This is a genomic window from Paenibacillus farraposensis (assembly GCF_020736845.1).
Classification (GTDB): domain Bacteria; phylum Bacillota; class Bacilli; order Paenibacillales; family Paenibacillaceae; genus Paenibacillus; species Paenibacillus farraposensis.
This window is the reverse complement of sequence record NZ_JAFFQR010000029.1, coordinates 145,604-163,725: the sequence shown is the minus strand read 5'-3', so window position 1 is coordinate 163,725 and position 18,122 is coordinate 145,604. Positions and strand designations below refer to the sequence as shown.

Below are 18,122 nucleotides of genomic sequence, written 5' to 3'. Positions count from 1 at the left end.
AAATACGAAAAAGCGAAGATAACAAAAACACGACAACCATGGTGGTATCTGACCATGATCGACCTGTTCAATGTAATCAAAAGCTTTATTTAGAGCGTCAAGAAGTTTGTGTAAATAAAAATAACCTTGAAAGGCCGTTAACTCCGTTTGAAGCAGGTGGTTCATGGCTTTTTCCAAGTGATCACGGAAAACCTGAGTAACACCTTGTTTGCTGACTAGAGCTTGGACTAAATCTACTCTCTTTCAAGGGTATATTTAACAGTAATTCATCTTTATATATGTATCGGACAAATTAGTTATTTTGTTACAGAAAGAACCATAACTGTGTTAAATAAAAAAAGGTAGGTTCGCAATTGAACCCACCCATTCGAAGAAATTAAATATTATTTATTTTCTTTTACCGAACGACCACAGTCCCATGTAAGGACCCCAAGCACATCATTCCTCCCTGAACGGATTTTTTTAGCATTGAACCTGTTGTGCTCATGGCCATCCCAAAGAATCAGTAGTACCACAGCACTCAACAACATCAGCGTATTTTAATTCTTTTCTTTTGTCATTTAAAAGCTTTCATGGCCTTTCTTAGCTCTTTGAAGGAAGGACGTTTGCCGTACATTAAGACGCCTGTTCGATAAATCTTGGCGGCCAGCCAGCCAAGGAATAGGATCGAGGCGACCAGAATAGCAAGTGACAGCCATATTTCCAGCAGGCTTGCCCGTTCCAAACCAATGCGCAGCAGCATGACGGTCGGAGAAAAGAACGGAATGTAGCCGGCCACCTTAACGAACATCGTGTCAGGTGCGGCGATATTGAAGATACCGATATAAAAGGCCGCCAGTGAAAGCACGGTAATCGGCATAATCGCTTGTCCCAGTTCCTCCGTGCGGCTAACGATGGAGCCGACAGCCGCGAACAATACCGCGTATAGAAAGTATCCAAGGATGTAAAAAATCAAACCGTAGCTGAGCACCGCGGTGTTCAACTGCGCCAGGTCCAGCCCGGCTGAGCTGAGGATGACATCGTTATGCGGCAGCATCAGATTGGCACATACGACGATGGCAAAAACCGCGATTTGGAGCAATCCGACCAAGAAGATACCGATAATCTTCCCGAACATCTGGGTCAACGGCGATACGCTCGTGATGAGAATCTCCATAATGCGCGAGCTTTTTTCCGAAGTCACCTCTGATGCAATCATATTGCCTGTCATCATCGTTGAAGTGAAGAACAGGATCATCAGGACATAGACCAGGCCGTAGTTAATCATAGAGACTGATTTATCCTTGGTCTCTACCGCCCCCGCTGTTTCAGACGGTTTGTCCACCTCTCTGCTATCTACGACTACAGGCGTGCTAATTTCACGAACTTGATCGCTGGTCAACGTGCTGCCGCCAATGATCGCTTGAACCTTTGCCGCCTGAAGCCCTGTCTGCAGCAATATGATAACTGCGGGGGATGGTTCTTTTTGTACAGATACGTACTCCACTCGGGGAAACGCTTCTCCATTGGCGACAGACTCCTTAAGCTCGACATAGCCTTGCAGCTTCCCGTCTTTCAATGCCTGCTGCATGGCCGGAGCCTGCGCACTGTCGTAACGCACCCAACTCGCTGCCGGATTGGATTGCTCTTTCGTGAATTTCTCCAATTGATTCGCAACCTCTGTCTGGTTCCCGGCAATCAGTGCCAGACGCTGATGCTCGAGTGCTGTTTTCCCGAAGCCTCCTGCACTACCTGCCCCTTCTCCTTTAAACAAAGAAATCAAATACGGCAGGTTCATGCCCAGAGTAATGAGCAAGGCCAGCACCAGCGTCGTAATGATAAAAGATTTGGTTCTCGCCTTCTGGCGAAACGTAAAACCGATCACTGTACCCAATCTATTCATGCGAATCACCCACCTCTCGTATGAAAATTTCGTTCAGTGTAGGCTCCTTGATCTCAAAATGCTCCACATCCGTTTGTTCCAGAGCCGTTTGTAAAATCAGCTTTGCCGCATCCGCGTGCTCAATATGCAGCATCCAGCCGCGATCCATAGGCTCCACGCGACGCACACCAGACAATTGCTCCAGTCCGTTCACTCCGCCTGTGGTGATGAGACGGACTTTTTCACGCGGGTAGCGATTTTTGATGTCCTGTACACTTCCCTGCACAACTGTATTGGAACGATGCAAAATCGTAATATGTCGGCACAACTCCTCCACGTGCTCCATGCGATGGGTCGAAAATAAAATCGCAGCTCCAGCGTCCCGCAGCTCCTTCACCGTATCCTTAAGCAGCTCGACGTTCACGGGATCAAGCCCGCTGAAAGCCTCGTCCAATATGAGCAGTGTCGGGCGATGCACGACCGCTGCGATAAAGCCCATTTTTTGCTGGTTCCCTTTGGATAGCTCTTCAATCCGCTTGTCGTAATATTCCGGTACCCCAAAGCGTTCCAGCCAGTAGCGCAGGCTCTTGTCCGCCTCCTTGACCGACATGCCGCGCAGCCTGCCCAAATAGATTATTTGCTCGCTCACCTTTACTTTAGGGTACAACCCGCGCTCCTCGGGCAAATAGCCCATCGTCCGCTGAAGCTCCTTGCTGTACGGCTTCCCTTCATATTGAATGCTTCCCCCGTCAGGGTAAATCAGGCCGAGGACCATCCGCATCGTTGTCGTTTTACCTGCTCCATTGCCGCCCAGCAGTCCATAAATCTCGCCGCCATTCACATTCAGCGAAATTCCATTTACCGCAGTATAGTTTCCATACTGCTTTACAACCTGTTCCAGCTGCAGCTTACTCATAAGTGCTCCGCTCCTTTCCTGTGTGCGAAAGTCTCTTCATTTCCCGATAGTTGCCCGGCAGACCAATGCATTAAAATATCATCCAGCTCCAGACGACGTACACGAATGGGGTGGATGCCCGCTTGCTCCAAGACGAAGCTGGCCTCGATGGCCGCTAAAGTTACAATTCGCTGCAATCGGCCCTCACTCTCCGTCTCTATAACCCCCGGAAGCTCCGAGGCTTCCTCCGGCGTGCCCTCAAACCACATTTCCTTGCTATTTTCGAGCAGATGGTCCTTTTCCAGCTTGCCGAGCATCCGGCCTTCATGCATCAGGACAACGTAATCGGCCAAGCGCTTGACTTCATCCAGGATATGAGTGGCGATCATAACCGTTGTTTTACCGTTTTCCATACAACCCCGCAGTTCTTCCAGCATAACCTTCCATGCAAAAGGGTCCAGACCGGACGAAGGCTCATCCAGCAGCAGCAGACGAGGATGAGGTGCCAAGGCAGCAGCCAGCTCAAACTTGCGCCGCTCTCCCTTGGACATGCGCGATAATTTCGTATGCGGAGGAACCTGAAATCGGCTCATCAGACGCTGAAAACGTGTTTCATCCCAGCCGGGATACCATACCGCTCGAAAAGCCGCTGCCGCTTCTGCCGTGAGCCGATCTTCCTCACGAGCCGGATGCTCCGGCACATATCCGATCCATTGCCGCGTATCGGCAGGCATACCTTCTGGATACGCTTGACCGAACCAACGAATTTCACCAGCATCCGGGTGAACGAGTTGGGCCAGCAAATGAATCAATGTGCTTTTCCCCGATCCGTTATGTCCAACCAAAGCAACCACATATCCCGGCTCAATGGTCAAATGAATCGGCCCAATCTGACGGTCTCTCCGGGTTTTATAAACATGGTTCATCTCAATAATCGGTGTTTTCACCTGTATTTCCGTCAGAACTTCCTCACGATTGTTTACATGGTTTTTCACGGGCGTCACTCCTTTGCTTGGGCTTCATACCTTTTCTTCACCATCTCTGCAAAAAGCTCCAACAGTTTCTGTTCCTCCATCTGTACAGCAATCCCTGTAGCAATCGCTGTGTCCAATGCTTTAGTCACCGCTTTGAGTCGATAGTCTGAACGCATATCTTCCTCAACCTGAGCGACGAAGGTTCCCGTTCCCTGGCGGGTACGAAGCAAGCCTTCGTTCTCCAGATCCTGATAAACCCGCCGGACAGTGATCACGCTGCAACGAAGCGTCCCCGCAAACTCCCGGATGGAGGGAAGCAGCGTTCCCGCTGTAATCTGTCCGGTAACGATAAGGGAACGAAGCTGCTTTTCTATCTGTGCATACAACGGCTCCGCGCTATTCTCGTCAATGTACACCGGTATATTCACCTACTTCCCTCCTCTCTGCATTTTGCGTACATACTGCTATGCCAGATCGCGCCTTACAAGCCTGCGCAGAGTTATTCGATAGGACACCAATATAGCCAGACTCCCCATCGCCAGCGCTCCCCACATTACGGGGGACAATAGCTGCCACTCCTTGATGAAAACCGCTGTTATCGATACCAGATTGGCCCCATATATTCGAACAATAACCGAAATCATTCCGCAAATCACCATGATGACAAGGGATAGCCAAAAGTAGGCTTTTCCTCTTCTAAGAAATTCCAAATAAATATATAAGGCCTGAATTAGCATCCCGTAGCCTATCCAAGTCAGAGCAAATGATATAAAGAAACCCGGGCCGGCATATACCCGAAGCGTCCCTGACAGCGTAAATAGAAGCATAAAAAATACCACGCTGTTCCCGACAAACGCTAATATCGCTTGTTGAATTCGACTCATAATCACCGCGCTCACCAGGATGGGCAATGTGCGAAGGAAAGCCAGCATATGTGTATAGGAATCTTCCTGCAAATATTTAAAGGTACGATGGTTATAAATGAAACCAAGAAACGGGGTCAGCACCAGCATGACAAAATCAGCTGCCGGATTTAAAGCTCCACTCTTGCCTAACTCTATACTCACCACAAAGCTTATGGTAAAACCCAGATACATAGTAAAAAGTAACGTCCACAACAGCACATATGGATTATTGCGAAGATCCTGACGGGTAATCGTCCATGCCTGCTTCATGATTGTCATTATTTTATCCTGATCCCTTCTTGCACCGCCTGTAATGACAAACTCGGCTTTGATGGCTTCCAAGGATCATTACAGCAACCAGTGTTATTACTGTATATATCTTTATACACAGTATATAAACGATGAGGCACACCTGTCAACACTACGGAAATTAAACTGTGCGTACAATCACAGGGGCTCACCACAACCTGTGCTACTCTGTAACTGATAAACGTTCTCACTAAGGGGATAGTCAAATGGATAAGCTGCTGCATTGGGATGAGCCGATATTTAACCTTGTCAGCCGGCATTCCGAGGTCAAGGGTATTATGGTGGAGCTCGGTTTTCACGATATCGCCAGGCCTGGCATGCTACAAACTGCAGGGCGTTTTATGACATTGTCCAAAGGAATTGCATTGAAAAAAATGAGCATGGAAACCGTGGAGCAAACATTTTTGCAGCATGGTTTTACCATTCAAAAATAAAGGAGCTACCAAACATGAGCGAGCTAATTAACAACCGTGAGCATACAGCGCAGGAATTAACGGAACGCCAGCGAACCCTGAAGGAAATTATCAAAGAATTACACGCCGGAAAAAGTGTGGAGGAAGTCAAAGCGCGCTTCGCAGAAGCAGTTGGCGGAGTAAGCGTGGCTGAAATTTCGGCCATGGAGCATGCACTGATGACCGAAGAGGGAATCCCTGTGTCGGAAGTCCAGCGGCTCTGTTCCGTGCATACGTCAATATTCAAGGGCTCGATTGAGGATATTCATCGTCCTTCCGGACCCGAGGAACAGCCAGGCCATCCTGTTCACACATTCAAGCTGGAAAACCGCGAGATCGAACGGCTGGTCAACTTCCAGTTGTCATTGCACGCAGACCAATTTCAAAGGGATGACAGCCCCAAGATTATTTACAAACTGCTTGAGGATTTAAGTCTGCTGATGGATCTCGACAAGCACTATAGCCGTAAAGAAAATTTGGTATTTCCCTATTTGGAGCGATATGGAATTTTCGGCCCAACCAAAGTTATGTGGGGAGTGGACGACGGCATTCGTGACGCCATCAAGGAGGCAAAAAATCTGCTCGCTCAATATAGCGGAGATCGTGAGCTGATCGGCAAGAAGCTTGCCCATATCATGAGCGAAGTCAACGAAATGATATTTAAGGAAGAAAATATTTTGCTGCCAATGGCGCTTAGCAAGCTAACCGAGGATGAATGGCTGAAAATAGCTCAGGAAAGCGCGGAAATCGGATTCTGTCTGACCGCACCAGAACGGGAATGGATACCCGAACGGGCAGAGGAGCCTGCCGAAGCTCTTGAGCAAAAGGAAGATGCATCCGGAACGCCGCAAGGCTTCGTACGATTTGAGACGGGGATTGTATCTGTGCAGCAATTGGAGCTGTTGCTGAATCATCTTCCTGTTGATCTGACCTTTATCGATGAAAATGATGTTGTTCGCTATTTTTCACACGGCAAAGAACGTATTTTTGCCCGCGCAAAAGCCGTCATTGGCCGTACGGTACAAAATTGCCACCCGCCTCAAAGTGTGCATGTCGTTGAAAAGCTGCTGGAAGACTTTAAGGCAGGCCGCAAGGATGTTGAGGATTTTTGGATACCGTTTAAGGACAAGTTTGTCTATATCCGCTATTTTGCCATCCGTGATGCCGAAGGCCGCTACATGGGAACACTGGAATTTACGCAAAATATCGCGCCGATCCGCTCCTTGGAAGGGCAAAAGCGAATTCTATCAGAATAGTCGCCAGCCATACGCCACCATGTTCAGGTTTTTGCCGCCAATATGAATCAGGTGCTGCTCTACGACAAGCCTAGCCCCCAGCTTTTCATAAAAAGCACACGCCGGATTATCCGCTAGCACCCACACGATCGCGGAGTGAATGCGCATACTGCTGAGGTGCTGCAGCAGACGCATAAATAAGCCTTTTCCCAATCCCAAACAATGGTATTCCTTTAAAACATAAATAGCTGTTATTTCTCCCCCATACGGGGGGTATTCACCTGACTTTTCCGGACCTCCGCTTATAAATCCGATAATTTCCCCCTGCTCATTTTCCGCTACATATACCAGATGACCATCTTCACCAGAAAGATTCGCATTCCACAGTTCTGTTCTTTGCTCATAGGAAAGCTGTTCCAGAACCTCGGCCGGCATTATATTTTTGTACGTCGTTCTCCAGCAATCCACATGCACCTTAGCGATGTTCGCAGCATCCGATAGCATCGCTTCCCTGATCATCATTCGATTCTCACTCCTGTTTGCAATATGATGCTTTCAATTCTATGACAAGCCCATCTCAGGCTTACTTTACTATACATTTGGGCTACTGTCCGTAACATATATCAAGACTTATCAACAACAAGCATCAATCGAATTGGAGAGTGATGTTCGGCTCTTCCATATGTACCGGAGAAAAACTACCTAGAGAGCCTTATGCAAGGGCAGCATATTGGACTCCCTAGGGCACACCTATCCATTACGAGGTCAAAATGTATGGGCCGTTCTTCGTGATCGCAATCGTATGCTCGTATTGTGCGCCCCAGCTGCCGTCGGCCGTACTGATGGTCCAGCCATCATCGCCCCACAGCACCGCTCCTTCGGTTCCGAGCGTAAAAATCGGCTCGATGGTGATCACCATTCCTTCGCGCAGCGACAATCCCGTTCTGGGGCGGCCATAGTGCGGAACCTCCGGCGGTTCATGCATCTGGCGACCAATCCCATGCCCGATCAGCGGCTTGACGATACCAAACCGCCGCCAGCCTGCTGCTTTTTCTACCGCATGCCCGATATCCCCCAGCGTCCTTCCTGGACGTGCGGCCTCGATTCCGCTCATCAGCGCCTTATGGGTCTGTCGAAGCAGCCGTGCTACCGGACGACTGACGTTGCCTACTGCATAGGTCCATCCCCGGTCGGCCAACCAGCCGTCCTTGTTGACGACGATGTCGATGGTTACAATATCTCCTTCATGAAGTATTCGTTCCGAGGGAAAACCATGGCATACAACCTCGTTGACCGAAGCGCAGGTTGCGTAGGGAAAGCCTTTGTAGCCCTTTTGTTCCGGTGTGGCACCGCGCTTGCTCAAAAACTGTTCCACCCATGCATCAATTTCGAGCGTTGTGATCCCCGGAAGAATACGGTTCTCCAGTGCACGATGACAATCAGCCAAAATGCGCCCGGCTTCTCTGATATAACCGATTTCCTCCGGTGTTCGTATCGCCACCTCCATTAGGAAAGCCGCCTCCTTTGTGCAAACAATTTTACTAAACCTATCCCATTGTATGCAGGATGAACACAAAAAAACCGTCTCCTCTGTGGATAGACGGTTTAAATAGGCGAAATTCTATTTTGGGCTGGGACCGTATCTTTTAAGATACTGAAGAATTCATGCGACCGAGTTCGTTTTCCACCACCATGGTCAACTCTTCCTCATACCCTCCTGTAATCCGGTATTTTCGCACATATTCCTTTACAAATTTTTTGGGATCCTTGGGCCGGAAAATTCGAGTCATTTCCCGCAGACTTTCCTTAACTTCATTGTGACCTTTCGTTGCCATGTAACTCCCTCCCAAAACGTTGAAAATAAGTGCTCCGTTGAAGAGAATGCCGAAAAGTATAGGTTTCCTTATGCAGTGAAGTAGTACGTCTAATGCAGCTTAGGTCGGGAACGCCTTATGCAAGGCATGTACCTGACACTATTATTAACCGATTTTCTTCTGGCTGAATCACTACCCCATTATAACATATTCAAATAAAGCTTTCAGCTTTCCAGCAAATTCACATTGTTTTTACCTATCCTTTACGTTTCATATTATTGGGGTAATCTGATTAACTGCTTTACACACGGCATACCTTATATATCGGCTTTTGGAGTGTATGTGTTTGGGGTAAAATAAATAAACATAGCAAGGAGGGAAAAGGATGCGCCGCTATACACCGCTGTTCACTACACCGATTACAGATAGGCCGATCCCCGACACCGGAACTGGTGAGGAGGAGGGTGTCCACGTCTCTTTGCTCGAACAGTCCGACCATGAAATCCGGTCCAAGTTTACTAAAATGCGCAGCTGTCTGGTGCTTCACCGCGGCAAGCTGATCTGGGAACGCTATTACAATGGACACGAAGCCAGCTCGCTGAACGATCTGCGATCCGCGACCAAAAGCTTCACCTCCACGCTTGTCGGTATAGCCATGGCACGCGGCGAGATGCCCGGTCCGGATACGGCTGTGCATAAGCTGCTGCCTGAGTATCTGCCCGGGCGGGACGACCCGTTGCTGGAGCGGATTACGATCCGCCATCTGCTGACGATGACGTCCGGGCTGTATTGGCAGACGGGTAAAAAGCTCGGTGAACCTTTTATCCGCCGGTTTCATCGCAGCAAAAGCTGGCCATCCTTTGCCTTGCGCTTGCCTGTGCAGGCCGATCAACTTGGCGTATTCCAGTACCGCAGCGTGGATTCGCATCTATTATCCGTACTGCTGACCCGTTGCTGCGGGACTGACGCTTACACGTATGCGCTGCAGCACCTCTTCGAGCCGTTAGGTTTCGGAAAAAGCGGTTGGGACCATGACCCCGAGGGATACACTATGGGGCACATCGGTCTGTACCTGACATCACGCGACATGGCTAAATTCGGCGATTGCTGTCTTCATCAAGGCTCCTGGAACGGACAGGAGCTAATCCCGGCCGATTGGCTGTGTCAAGCGACACAGCCACAGGTTGAAGGCTATCCGGAATTCGGGGACTACGGATTCCAGTGGTGGACCGGACGGCTCCATAGCATCGACTACGCGTGTGCGCATGGACATGGCGGGCAGCAAATTTATCTTTTACCCGAGGTGGATGCAGTTGTGGTTTTTACAGCAGATAGCAAGGTTAGCCGCTGGAAAAATCCGCGTTCACTGTTGGAGCGCTATATTTTGCCTGCCATATTCTCCTTCAACCTGGAACGTTCCTGAAATGAATCTTTGTGAGCTGATTGAATAATAGGGGGCTAAACATCGTGGAAGCCGCAGCACCAAAAATTTTAATATTATACGCCAGCTACGGGGAAGGCCACGTACAGGCCGCCCGGGCAGTCATGGACAGCTTGCGAAAGCTCGGGCACTGCAAGGTACAGCTCCTCGACTTGATGGCTGAATCCCATCCCTGGTTGAATAATCTGACCAAATTTGTATACATGCAAAGCTTCAAAACCATTCCACAGCTTTACGGCTGGGTTTATAATATCACGCGCGAGATGCAGGCCAAATCGGCCTTTGGCAATGTGCTGCATTCTTTTGGAATGCGTCAGCTTGCACTCACGCTGGACAGAGAGAAGCCTGATCTCGTCATACATACGTTCCCTCAGCTAGCTCTTCCCGCGTTACGTCGCAAAATGGGAATGAAGCTGCCGATTGTCAACGTGGTGACTGATTTTGACCTGCACGGGCGCTGGCTTCATCCCGATATTGACCGCTACTATGTAGCCACAGAGGATCTTCGCCAGGAGGCAGCACAGCGAGGAATACCTATCGAGCGTATTATCGCTACGGGCATCCCGATCCATGCGTCTTTTTATCCTGTGTCTACGGAATCAGCAGATCTGCAGCAGAATATCCCGCAGCCAAGCCCGGAGACTACAACGCTGCTGATTATGTCAGGAGCCTATGGTGTACTATCCGGCATACTGAATATCTGCCAGCAATTAAGCCAGCTGCCCAAGCTGCGGCTGCTGATCGTCTGCGGACGCAACCAGCAATTGAAAGCGGAATTGGACGCGTTATATGCAGACCATCCCGACATCTACACCTATGGATTCGTAGACTATGTTCCCGAACTCATGCAGGCAAGCGATATGGTGATTACAAAGCCCGGCGGCATCACACTTTCGGAGAGCATCGCATCGGGATTGCCTATTCTTGTATTCAAGCCTGTCCCCGGTCAGGAGCTGAATAACGCCCTGTATTTGGAGCAAAAAGGAGCTGCCCGCATCGCTCGCACGACGGATGAGCTAATTCAGCACTGTATCGACCTGATCTCCGCCCCTTCTCTCGCTGCGGAGATGAAAGAGTCGATTAAGCTGCTTCGCAAGCCTCATCCCGCAGACCAGATTGCCAAGGATATTTTGCATCAGCTTGAGGATAAAAGAACCTCCATCCGGACACCTTAACAAAGAATAAGCCAGACGGAGGGGATATGAATGGAACGCAAAGGAAAGGATTTGCTCCCACTAACGGGTGAAAAGGTGGAAGTGGATGGTATTTATGTAGATGAGGATGGACATGAACAGCATTTGCACAGAGGCCAGCATTTTCCCGCTGATGTTGTTTTGGGTACTTCCGAGTGGAAAATGACCGAATACTCCTTTGATAATCATCATGACGGACAAACAGATGAACGACTTATTCCCAAAGAGGATGACAAACAAAGGGATGGCAAGATCATGCATCCACGCCGTCAAATTCAAAAACAACAATAAGACTTTTGATGAAAAGTACACACGAGAAAGTCAATTTTGTTAATAACCTGTGGGTAATATGTTCGTAGAATGTGAATAAAAATCATATTGTCTACATGTTGTCTACATTTTGTGCACAATTTGTGTATAAAACATGTTTGTTTTGTGGATAAACAGTGTGGAACAGTGGATAAAATGCGTACAACATGTGCAAAACCTGTGTATAACTATGTGAATGGCTAAACGAATCCTGTTCGTTTAGCCTTTTTCATATTTTTATGGACAACGCTGGTGGAACTTTTTATTAGCATTCGGGCATATCCCTAATTCCTGATCTCATAGTTTGTATAGTACAGCGTCTGAGCTTGAATAACTTATGAAGGGGGCTCTTTTTGATATGTCCGTCTATAAGTCTTCCACGGGATTGGATGAAAATATAGCAGCTATCCTGTGCTACCTGTTCGCATTCCTTGGCGCATTCGTCTTTGTCATGCTGGAAAAGAGAAGCCGCTTCGTATTGTTCCACGCTCTGCAATCTATATTTTTGTTTGTAGCCCTCATGATTGGGCATGTGCTGGCCGGATTCATTCCGCTGCTCGGTCCTTTGCTCGCTTCTTTGCTGACGCTGGCAGGGCTTGCCTTGTGGATGACTTTGTTAGTCCGTGCGGGACAAGGCAAATGGCTCAAACTTCCCTGGGTAGGTGAGCTGGCACTGCGTCAGGCTCGGCAGATGTAAGAGGAACCAATCTACAAGGCCATCAGACTGCTCTGATGGCCTTGTAGGACAACCGGATTCCTCTGAAATTCACTCCATGCGGGTGATGTGATGAACGATTGTTATTTTATTGCTTATGAGCTTCTTCCTGGCTCAGACGAATGTGCCCCAGCTTATCCGGATTGATCATTAAATAAAAATCTTGGATTTGCTCCCCGTCCGGCGTCAGTCTGATACATAAGGCTTCTTTTACTTTGCCTTCTCTCAGAAATGCCAGTTGTACCTCGCCATTGATGACAGTGTGAACTAATTCTCGCTCCCGCAATGCGGTCAGCACCCGCCGAGAGGTCAGCAGGGCAAGAACGCCTTTGCGTACAACCATCGGTCTCATCACCGTATGCACATTGCCTCCGCCATCTGCCACAAATATCGGCTGTTCTGCGAGCAATTCCAGCATCGCAGTCACATCGTAGGCGAGAAAGGCGGCGGTAAAGCGTTCCAGCAGTTTTACTCTGGAAGCATTATTTTCAGGATTGCCTGTCGGAGCAGCTGCGTCAGATTCCCCGGAAGCTAGAATGCGACGGGAGCGACTGAATAACTGACGACAGTTGCTCTCTGTCTTCCCCAGTAATTCCGCAATGTCCTTATAGTCGTATTGAAAGGCTTCCCTCAGCACAAAGACAGCACGTTCTGTCGGTTTTAACTGCTCTAGCAAAACCAGAAAAGCGTAAGAAATCATATCCTTACGCTCCAGCCAGTCGGCAGGCAGATCTGCGCTTTCGCCAAGCGGCTCCGGCAGCCACTGTCCAACATACGTTTCCCTCTGTTTGCGTGCAGAGTTCAGTAGATTCAGACACCGATTCATCGTCATTTTGGCGACATAGGCTTTGGGGTTCTGTATGTCATTCAGGGGCTTATTCTTCAGCTCGACAAAGCAGTCTTGAACGACATCCTCGGCATCTGTAACCGTCCCAAGCATGCGATAAGCAATGGCAAAAGAATATTTGCGATATTTTTGATACAGCTCTTCCAGACTTAAAGCTACCGATTCCTGTTCAATCCCGTGTTCTTTGCCGATCAAAGTATGGCCCCCTGCTCTCTTAAATAATGCCCGGATACATCCCGGTTGCTATGGCAATCCGGTTCCAGTTATTAATCACATTCACCGCGGTAATCAAATCCACGAATTCCTCCTCAGTAAAGTGCTCTCTGACCCGTTTATACAAATCGGCAGGTACTCCTTGTTCTGAGATACGGGTAACGGCTTCAGCCAACTCAAGCATAGCACGTTCTTTTTCCGTAAACAAAGGAACCTCACGCCATAAGGCAAGCTGTAAAATGTGGTCCGCATAATCTCCCAGCTTGAGCAAATCCTTGGCATGCATGTCCAGACAATAGGAACATCCATTGATTTGGGATACTCTGATTTTCAACAGCTCATATAGGACCTTGTCCGCGAAACGGCCGGAAATATAATTTTCCATCTCCATCATTGCTTTAAACGTGCTCGGACTTACTGCTCTGTAATTGAATCTCAAACTCACAATCATCGCCTCCATTATTGGTATACATCCAGGAGACAAACGAGCGAATGATTTTGTGACAAACTGCAATACATCAATTGGGAATTGCCCTCTGCCGACATAGCATGTATTATAAATTAATGATTTTATGAAAAGCAGGTGAGCACTTACATGAGCGGAAAAGGTTTTATTAAAGAGTTTAAAGAATTCGCTGTACGAGGCAACGTGATTGACCTCGCAGTCGGTGTTATCATCGGTGGAGCGTTTGGCAAGATTGTCACTTCTGTAGTCAACGATATTATCATGCCTCCGATTGGCAAGCTTTTGGGCGGCGTTGATTTTGCCGATTTGTATTATGCTATAGGTGCGAATCCATATAACGCAGATAACACTCGCATGACTCTGGCACAGGCCAAGGAAGCCGGGATTGCGGTTATGGCGTTCGGGCAATTTTTTAACGTCCTGCTCGACTTTATGATCGTGGCCTTTTGCGTATTCCTGCTGGTCAAAGGGATTAATATGCTGAAACGTAAAGAGGAGGCAAAACCTCCTCAGGAAAAAACGAGCAAAGAATGCCCGCATTGCCTGTCGGAAATTCCTGTAGCGGCGACCCGTTGCGCACATTGCACCTCCAAGCTGGAAGGGTATGTAGAATCACGCAGCTAACTCCATTTTCAGCCAAGCGTATTTCGGTCTAATCCAACTTATACGGCTATAAATAAGCGGCTTAAGACGATCATCGTCCTAAGCCGCTTTTAACGTATATAAAGCATGATTAGTTGTAATTGGCGATAATTCCGCGGGGTCTGACAGGCAATCCCTCGGCATACAGATGGGAAACGTCACCAAAGCCGATACAGCGAGGAACGGCCCATTCCTTGGAACGCTCATCAAACAGGATCGTGGTTACAGAGCTGGGCGGCATCCAGAAGCCGGACCAGACCAAGGCCAGAGGCAGTTCCAGCAGATGGGCAAGCCAGGTCAGCCCGAAACCGCCGTGACAGAACACAGCTACCTGGTCCTCGGTATGCCTCAGAATCCGGTACCTGCCCCCGACTCGCTCAAATCCTTGGCGTTTCAGAAATTCATCGGAATGAAGCTTCAGCCGCTCAAAGATTTCCGGGCTTTCTGTTCCCTGATAAAAGGAAATCTCCTTCCATGATTCATGAGTCGGAAGAGGCATCTCAGCACGAATAACTTCACCGGGCAGGTCCCAATGGGACAGACGGCCATATGGAGTTTCTTCCAGCTTCAGGGCCAGCTCCTGCGTCCAATGCTCCACTTCATGAGTCATGCCTAGCGCCTCGGCCGTGTAGCGCATCGTATCGAGAGCCCGACCCATTGGTGAAACATAAATGCGGTCCAGTCCGTGGCTGGAAAGCCGTTTGGCCAGCGCCTGGGCTTCCAGATGGCCCTCCGGGGTTATCGTGTTGTTCGGGTAATCGGGATCGGCATGGCGGATGATGTACAATCTCATATTTTTTACTCCGTTCCTATGAATTACAGCAGGATCTCTTTACTTATTGTATCCTGTAGCTTTCCTGATCCTTAGTGGATGTTCAGCAAATTTTCCAGGATCGCACGCAAGTTCCGGTCTTCATGATAGACTTCCTCACCCGTATCCAGCTCAATAACCCGGATATATGTATAGTCTGCTCCGGCATCAACCGGCTTGAAAATCAATTCCTCCGGATTATCCGGACGTACATTATAACCCATATCTTTAAACATATCTGTGATTTGGTCGATCCCCGGTTTTCCTCCGCTTTCCAGCATAATCAGCCCGCGCAGCTCCTTGGGTTCCTCTGGATGCATGACTCGAAAATGCACAATACATTCCATGTAAAAAAACTCCTTTCGAACAAAATCGATGTTGTGACCCCAATCCCCATGTTCCCAGCATACCCCAAATGCCACTCCACATTCCACAGCCGTCTTCATATCGTCAGGACAGGAAACACGTTATACTGTAAAATAGACCTTTTTATATCAGCCTTTTATAGGAGGAATCATAATGACTAGCGAGCTTCTGGATATCTACGATGATGAAGACAAGCCCCTTGGCACAGCCACCCGGCAAGAAGCACATGCCAAAGGATACTGGCACCATACCTTTCACTGCTGGCTGGCACGGGAAACCTCCACAGGCCGCCGCCTGCTCTTTCAACAGCGTCAGGAATCGAAGGATACCTTCCCAGGATACTACGATATTACGGCAGCCGGTCATTTGACGGCAGGCGAACATATATCCCAAGCAGCCCGTGAACTGGAGGAAGAGCTGGGCATTCAAGTCCCATTCGCCTCACTGACACCACTAATGACCGTTCGGTATGAAAGCAAGGGAACCGCGCAGGGTGTATCCTTTTGGGACCGTGAAGTAAGCTCGGTGTTTGGACTGCTGTCGAACCAGCCTTTGGAGGCTTATCATCTTCAGCAGGAAGAAGTGGCAGGGCTGTACGAGGCAGACCTCGAGCAAGCACTGGCCCTTTTTGAAGGAGACATTCCTTTTCTCGAAGCTCACGGTATCACTTCAGGGCCGAATCCAGAAAAAACGCGCCGCCTGATCACATCGGACCAATTCGTGCCTCATAAAGCGGGATACATTACAGCAATATGCCGGGCACTGCTGGAACTTTCGTCCCGGTAATCCCGATGCTATTCATCACCTGACATATATTTGCCAATAATGGCCTCATACCGCCAGCCATACCGGGTTGACAGCTCGCTGCCCATATCATGCTCAATCTCATACAGAACAAGATCCTGGGCAAAATGATTCAGCAGCAACTCTGTCATCACCGGATGTTCGGTAATGAGCGCCTGTGTCGGACAATTCTCTCCCCGCATGCCCAGCATGCACCAGCGCCGATCAATTACAAAAGAAAACTTACGGCCTGCCGGTTCCTGACCGTGGTTGTCAGGCACACGCGGCAGCCACGATCCCTGTACGCCTTCACCGCTGTCGCAGGACCATAGCAGGCGCACACCCCGTTGTTCGGCCCTTTCCAATTCGGCCCGTAACAGTTCAGCTTCTTCCTGCCATAAATCAAGCACAATTTCATGCTCCGCCCGTTCCAGCTCACGTGTCAGGCTCTCCAGCACATTCCGATCGCCTTCGGCATTATAAAAGGCCGGTCTGGCCGGCTCCGCCCTCGGCATTTCCTTCTCTACCGCGCGCAGAGACTCCAGCATCCGCCCCTCGATCATTCGGGTCAGTTCGCCTGACGGCAGCATGCTGTAACGCACCGGCTCTCCAGCGTTTGTTCTGAGATATCCCTGGCCAGCCAGGCGCTGTAAAGCCGCGTATACGTTGGAACGCGATGCGCCCAAACGCTTAGCCACTTCATAGCCGGACGCCGCATGCTGTCTTGATAGCTCGACCATGACTTTGGCTTCCATTTCCGTAAAGCCCAGATTTCGCAGATGATGCAGCAAACGCTCCATATGTTCTGTTCCCCCTATGCTGTCCGGCGTTTTGTCTGTGTCCTGCGACAGCCTGTACGGCTGCGTCAAATCTGTTCAGCTCCGCAACGCGGGCACCACTTGGAGCCTTTAGGCAGCTCAGCCGTGCAAATTTGGCATTTTACATGTTCACGCACCTGCGTAGCCGGCTTCTCCGCACCGGAGTTGTTCGCCTTCCAATATCGAATGCGCTCGTCCAGCTCCTCCTGACGTTCCCGCTCACGCTCCAGTTCTTGAAGACGACGGTGCTCTTTCTCGATCTCTTCCTGACGGCGACGCTCCCACTCTTCATCGAATGCTGCTTTCTCCTCCGGTGTAAAATCAGACACCGCATAATTGTGTTCTGATCCTGCTGGTTCGCGCATTTCTTGCAGTTCATCCCGCTCCTGCTCATGCTGCTCATATACATCATGCTCTGTATACTCTGTGTAAACAGGCTCAGCTTTCTTGGCTATCTCTGGCTTGTGCAAATCAAAAGAGTAAGCGTCTTTTGGTATCTCTTCGCGTACCGCAGCCACTTGCCCGGAAGCAGTCTGCTCATCATTCAGCTTGCATCCGCATTTCGGACAAAAATTGGCATCCAGCGGCACAACCGCTCCACAGGTGCATAAATGAGCGTTTTTTAATTGTGCAATTCTGCTGCGCAGCTCATCAATTTCATCCTGCAGCTCATCACAAGCAGTGGATAGCTGTGTCATCTCCGTTTCGGCCACCGACATGTCGGATGCCCGGTAACCCTCATAAAAAATTTGACCCATCCGCAAAAAATGAACATCCATTTCCTGCTGAATCGCAGTAATTTGCGAATTTATTTTACTAATCTCAACAGCATGCTGCGCCTTCTCTGTAGCGCGATTAGCGCTTTCCTTGATACGTTGAATAAGCCTCATTGTTATTTCCTCCCCCTATCCGGACGGATTTCCCCATACCGTCCACATATCCCAAAGTTTTTTTCTGTTGGCAAACCTCAAACTCCTGTATAATGGAATGCGGTCGTATCGCCTTTCTAGGAAGGCTTCGGGCATCAGCGACAACTTCTGACGTCCTGACTTCCGGTGAGATCCGCATGAATT

At 49.2% G+C, this 18,122-nt stretch carries 23 protein-coding genes; 9 read left to right on the top strand and 14 right to left on the bottom strand.

Annotated elements, in window-relative coordinates; translation table 11 throughout:
* Positions 1-38 precede the first annotated feature (38 nt).
* Entirely contained in the window at positions 39-200 is a 162-nt protein-coding gene (locus JO375_RS06075; RefSeq protein ID WP_229523605.1) for a hypothetical protein, read from the top strand.
* Positions 201-556: 356 nt separating this feature from the next.
* Here the strand turns inward: JO375_RS06075 and JO375_RS06070 are convergent, their stop codons facing one another.
* The 5 genes from JO375_RS06070 to JO375_RS06050 all read right to left on the bottom strand — a co-directional run bounded on the left by JO375_RS06070 (position 557) and on the right by JO375_RS06050 (position 4,977).
* A complete protein-coding gene (locus JO375_RS06070; protein WP_229523604.1) occupies positions 557-1,882 on the bottom strand; it encodes an ABC transporter permease in 1,326 nt (441 codons plus the stop codon).
* Positions 1,875-2,777, bottom strand: a complete 903-nt coding sequence (locus tag JO375_RS06065) for an ABC transporter ATP-binding protein (RefSeq protein ID WP_229523603.1) — start codon at positions 2,775-2,777, stop codon at positions 1,875-1,877. Before JO375_RS06065 ends, JO375_RS06070 begins: the two co-directional genes overlap by 8 nt.
* Entirely contained in the window at positions 2,774-3,682 is a 909-nt protein-coding gene (locus tag JO375_RS06060; RefSeq protein WP_229523722.1) for an ATP-binding cassette domain-containing protein, read from the bottom strand. The genes JO375_RS06065 and JO375_RS06060 overlap by 4 nt, the downstream gene beginning before the upstream one ends.
* Before the next feature lie 74 nt (positions 3,683-3,756).
* Positions 3,757-4,158: a GntR family transcriptional regulator gene (locus JO375_RS06055; protein WP_229523602.1), complete on the bottom strand. Its 402-nt coding sequence runs from the start codon at positions 4,156-4,158 to the stop codon at positions 3,757-3,759.
* A gap of 36 nt (positions 4,159-4,194) precedes the next feature.
* On the bottom strand, positions 4,195-4,977 hold the full coding sequence (locus tag JO375_RS06050) for a hypothetical protein (RefSeq protein ID WP_229523601.1): 783 nt from the start codon (positions 4,975-4,977) through the stop codon (positions 4,195-4,197).
* Positions 4,978-5,150: 173 nt separating this feature from the next.
* Between JO375_RS06050 and JO375_RS06045 the strand changes: the two genes are divergently transcribed.
* Both JO375_RS06045 and JO375_RS06040 read left to right on the top strand, forming a co-directional pair.
* A complete protein-coding gene (locus JO375_RS06045; RefSeq protein ID WP_229523600.1) occupies positions 5,151-5,378 on the top strand; it encodes a DUF1858 domain-containing protein in 228 nt (75 codons plus the stop codon).
* A 14-nt stretch (positions 5,379-5,392) separates the two neighbouring features.
* Positions 5,393-6,652: a DUF438 domain-containing protein gene (locus tag JO375_RS06040; protein ID WP_229523599.1), complete on the top strand. Its 1,260-nt coding sequence runs from the start codon at positions 5,393-5,395 to the stop codon at positions 6,650-6,652.
* Here JO375_RS06040 and JO375_RS06035 read toward each other — a convergent pair.
* From JO375_RS06035 to JO375_RS06025, 3 genes are all read right to left on the bottom strand, one after another.
* Positions 6,644-7,153: a GNAT family N-acetyltransferase gene (locus tag JO375_RS06035; RefSeq protein ID WP_229523598.1), complete on the bottom strand. Its 510-nt coding sequence runs from the start codon at positions 7,151-7,153 to the stop codon at positions 6,644-6,646. The two genes, JO375_RS06040 and JO375_RS06035, sit on opposite strands and share 9 nt — an antisense overlap.
* 235 nt (positions 7,154-7,388) lie before the next feature.
* A complete protein-coding gene (map, locus tag JO375_RS06030; RefSeq protein ID WP_229523721.1) occupies positions 7,389-8,138 on the bottom strand; it encodes a type I methionyl aminopeptidase in 750 nt (249 codons plus the stop codon).
* Positions 8,139-8,277: 139 nt separating this feature from the next.
* Positions 8,278-8,466: a hypothetical protein gene (locus JO375_RS06025; protein WP_014279599.1), complete on the bottom strand. Its 189-nt coding sequence runs from the start codon at positions 8,464-8,466 to the stop codon at positions 8,278-8,280.
* A 364-nt stretch (positions 8,467-8,830) separates the two neighbouring features.
* Between JO375_RS06025 and JO375_RS06020 the strand changes: the two genes are divergently transcribed.
* From JO375_RS06020 to JO375_RS06005, 4 genes are all read left to right on the top strand, one after another.
* Positions 8,831-9,868, top strand: a complete 1,038-nt coding sequence (locus tag JO375_RS06020) for a serine hydrolase domain-containing protein (RefSeq protein ID WP_229523597.1) — start codon at positions 8,831-8,833, stop codon at positions 9,866-9,868.
* Positions 9,869-9,912: 44 nt separating this feature from the next.
* Positions 9,913-11,061, top strand: coding sequence for an MGDG synthase family glycosyltransferase (locus tag JO375_RS06015; RefSeq protein WP_229523596.1), 1,149 nt, complete (start codon positions 9,913-9,915; stop codon positions 11,059-11,061).
* A gap of 30 nt (positions 11,062-11,091) precedes the next feature.
* On the top strand, positions 11,092-11,370 hold the full coding sequence (locus JO375_RS06010; protein ID WP_229523595.1) for a transposase: 279 nt from the start codon (positions 11,092-11,094) through the stop codon (positions 11,368-11,370).
* 376 nt (positions 11,371-11,746) lie between these two features.
* Positions 11,747-12,085 (top strand): DUF4870 domain-containing protein, encoded by a 339-nt coding sequence (locus tag JO375_RS06005; protein WP_229523594.1) that lies wholly within the window; start codon positions 11,747-11,749, stop codon positions 12,083-12,085.
* A 106-nt stretch (positions 12,086-12,191) separates the two neighbouring features.
* On the opposite strand, the gene JO375_RS06000 is transcribed toward JO375_RS06005, so the two are convergent.
* Positions 12,192-13,145, bottom strand: a complete 954-nt coding sequence (locus tag JO375_RS06000; protein WP_229523593.1) for a sigma-70 family RNA polymerase sigma factor — start codon at positions 13,143-13,145, stop codon at positions 12,192-12,194.
* Between the two features lie 19 nt (positions 13,146-13,164).
* Complete coding sequence (locus JO375_RS05995) at positions 13,165-13,608, bottom strand: carboxymuconolactone decarboxylase family protein (protein WP_229523592.1); 444 nt, start codon at positions 13,606-13,608, stop codon at positions 13,165-13,167.
* Between the two features lie 150 nt (positions 13,609-13,758).
* On the opposite strand from JO375_RS05995, the gene mscL reads away from it, so the two are divergent.
* The gene (gene mscL, locus JO375_RS05990; RefSeq protein ID WP_229523591.1) at positions 13,759-14,253 is read left to right on the top strand and encodes a large conductance mechanosensitive channel protein MscL; all 495 of its coding nucleotides are present in this window, start codon (positions 13,759-13,761) and stop codon (positions 14,251-14,253) included.
* Between the two features lie 109 nt (positions 14,254-14,362).
* Here mscL and JO375_RS05985 read toward each other — a convergent pair whose 3' ends face one another.
* The gene (locus JO375_RS05985; RefSeq protein ID WP_229523590.1) at positions 14,363-15,064 is read right to left on the bottom strand and encodes a histidine phosphatase family protein; all 702 of its coding nucleotides are present in this window, start codon (positions 15,062-15,064) and stop codon (positions 14,363-14,365) included.
* Positions 15,065-15,135: 71 nt separating this feature from the next.
* Complete coding sequence (locus JO375_RS05980; protein WP_229523589.1) at positions 15,136-15,429, bottom strand: lysozyme family protein; 294 nt, start codon at positions 15,427-15,429, stop codon at positions 15,136-15,138.
* Between the two features lie 172 nt (positions 15,430-15,601).
* Here JO375_RS05980 and JO375_RS05975 point away from each other — a divergent pair, with 172 nt between their 5' ends.
* A complete protein-coding gene (locus JO375_RS05975; protein ID WP_229523588.1) occupies positions 15,602-16,234 on the top strand; it encodes an NUDIX hydrolase in 633 nt (210 codons plus the stop codon).
* Between the two features lie 8 nt (positions 16,235-16,242).
* Here JO375_RS05975 and JO375_RS05970 read toward each other — a convergent pair whose 3' ends face one another.
* Both JO375_RS05970 and JO375_RS05965 read right to left on the bottom strand, forming a co-directional pair.
* Positions 16,243-17,031: a TrmB family transcriptional regulator gene (locus JO375_RS05970; protein ID WP_229523720.1), complete on the bottom strand. Its 789-nt coding sequence runs from the start codon at positions 17,029-17,031 to the stop codon at positions 16,243-16,245.
* A gap of 65 nt (positions 17,032-17,096) precedes the next feature.
* Positions 17,097-17,939, bottom strand: a complete 843-nt coding sequence (locus JO375_RS05965; RefSeq protein WP_229523587.1) for a zinc ribbon domain-containing protein — start codon at positions 17,937-17,939, stop codon at positions 17,097-17,099.
* Between the last annotated feature and the right edge of the window lie 183 nt (positions 17,940-18,122).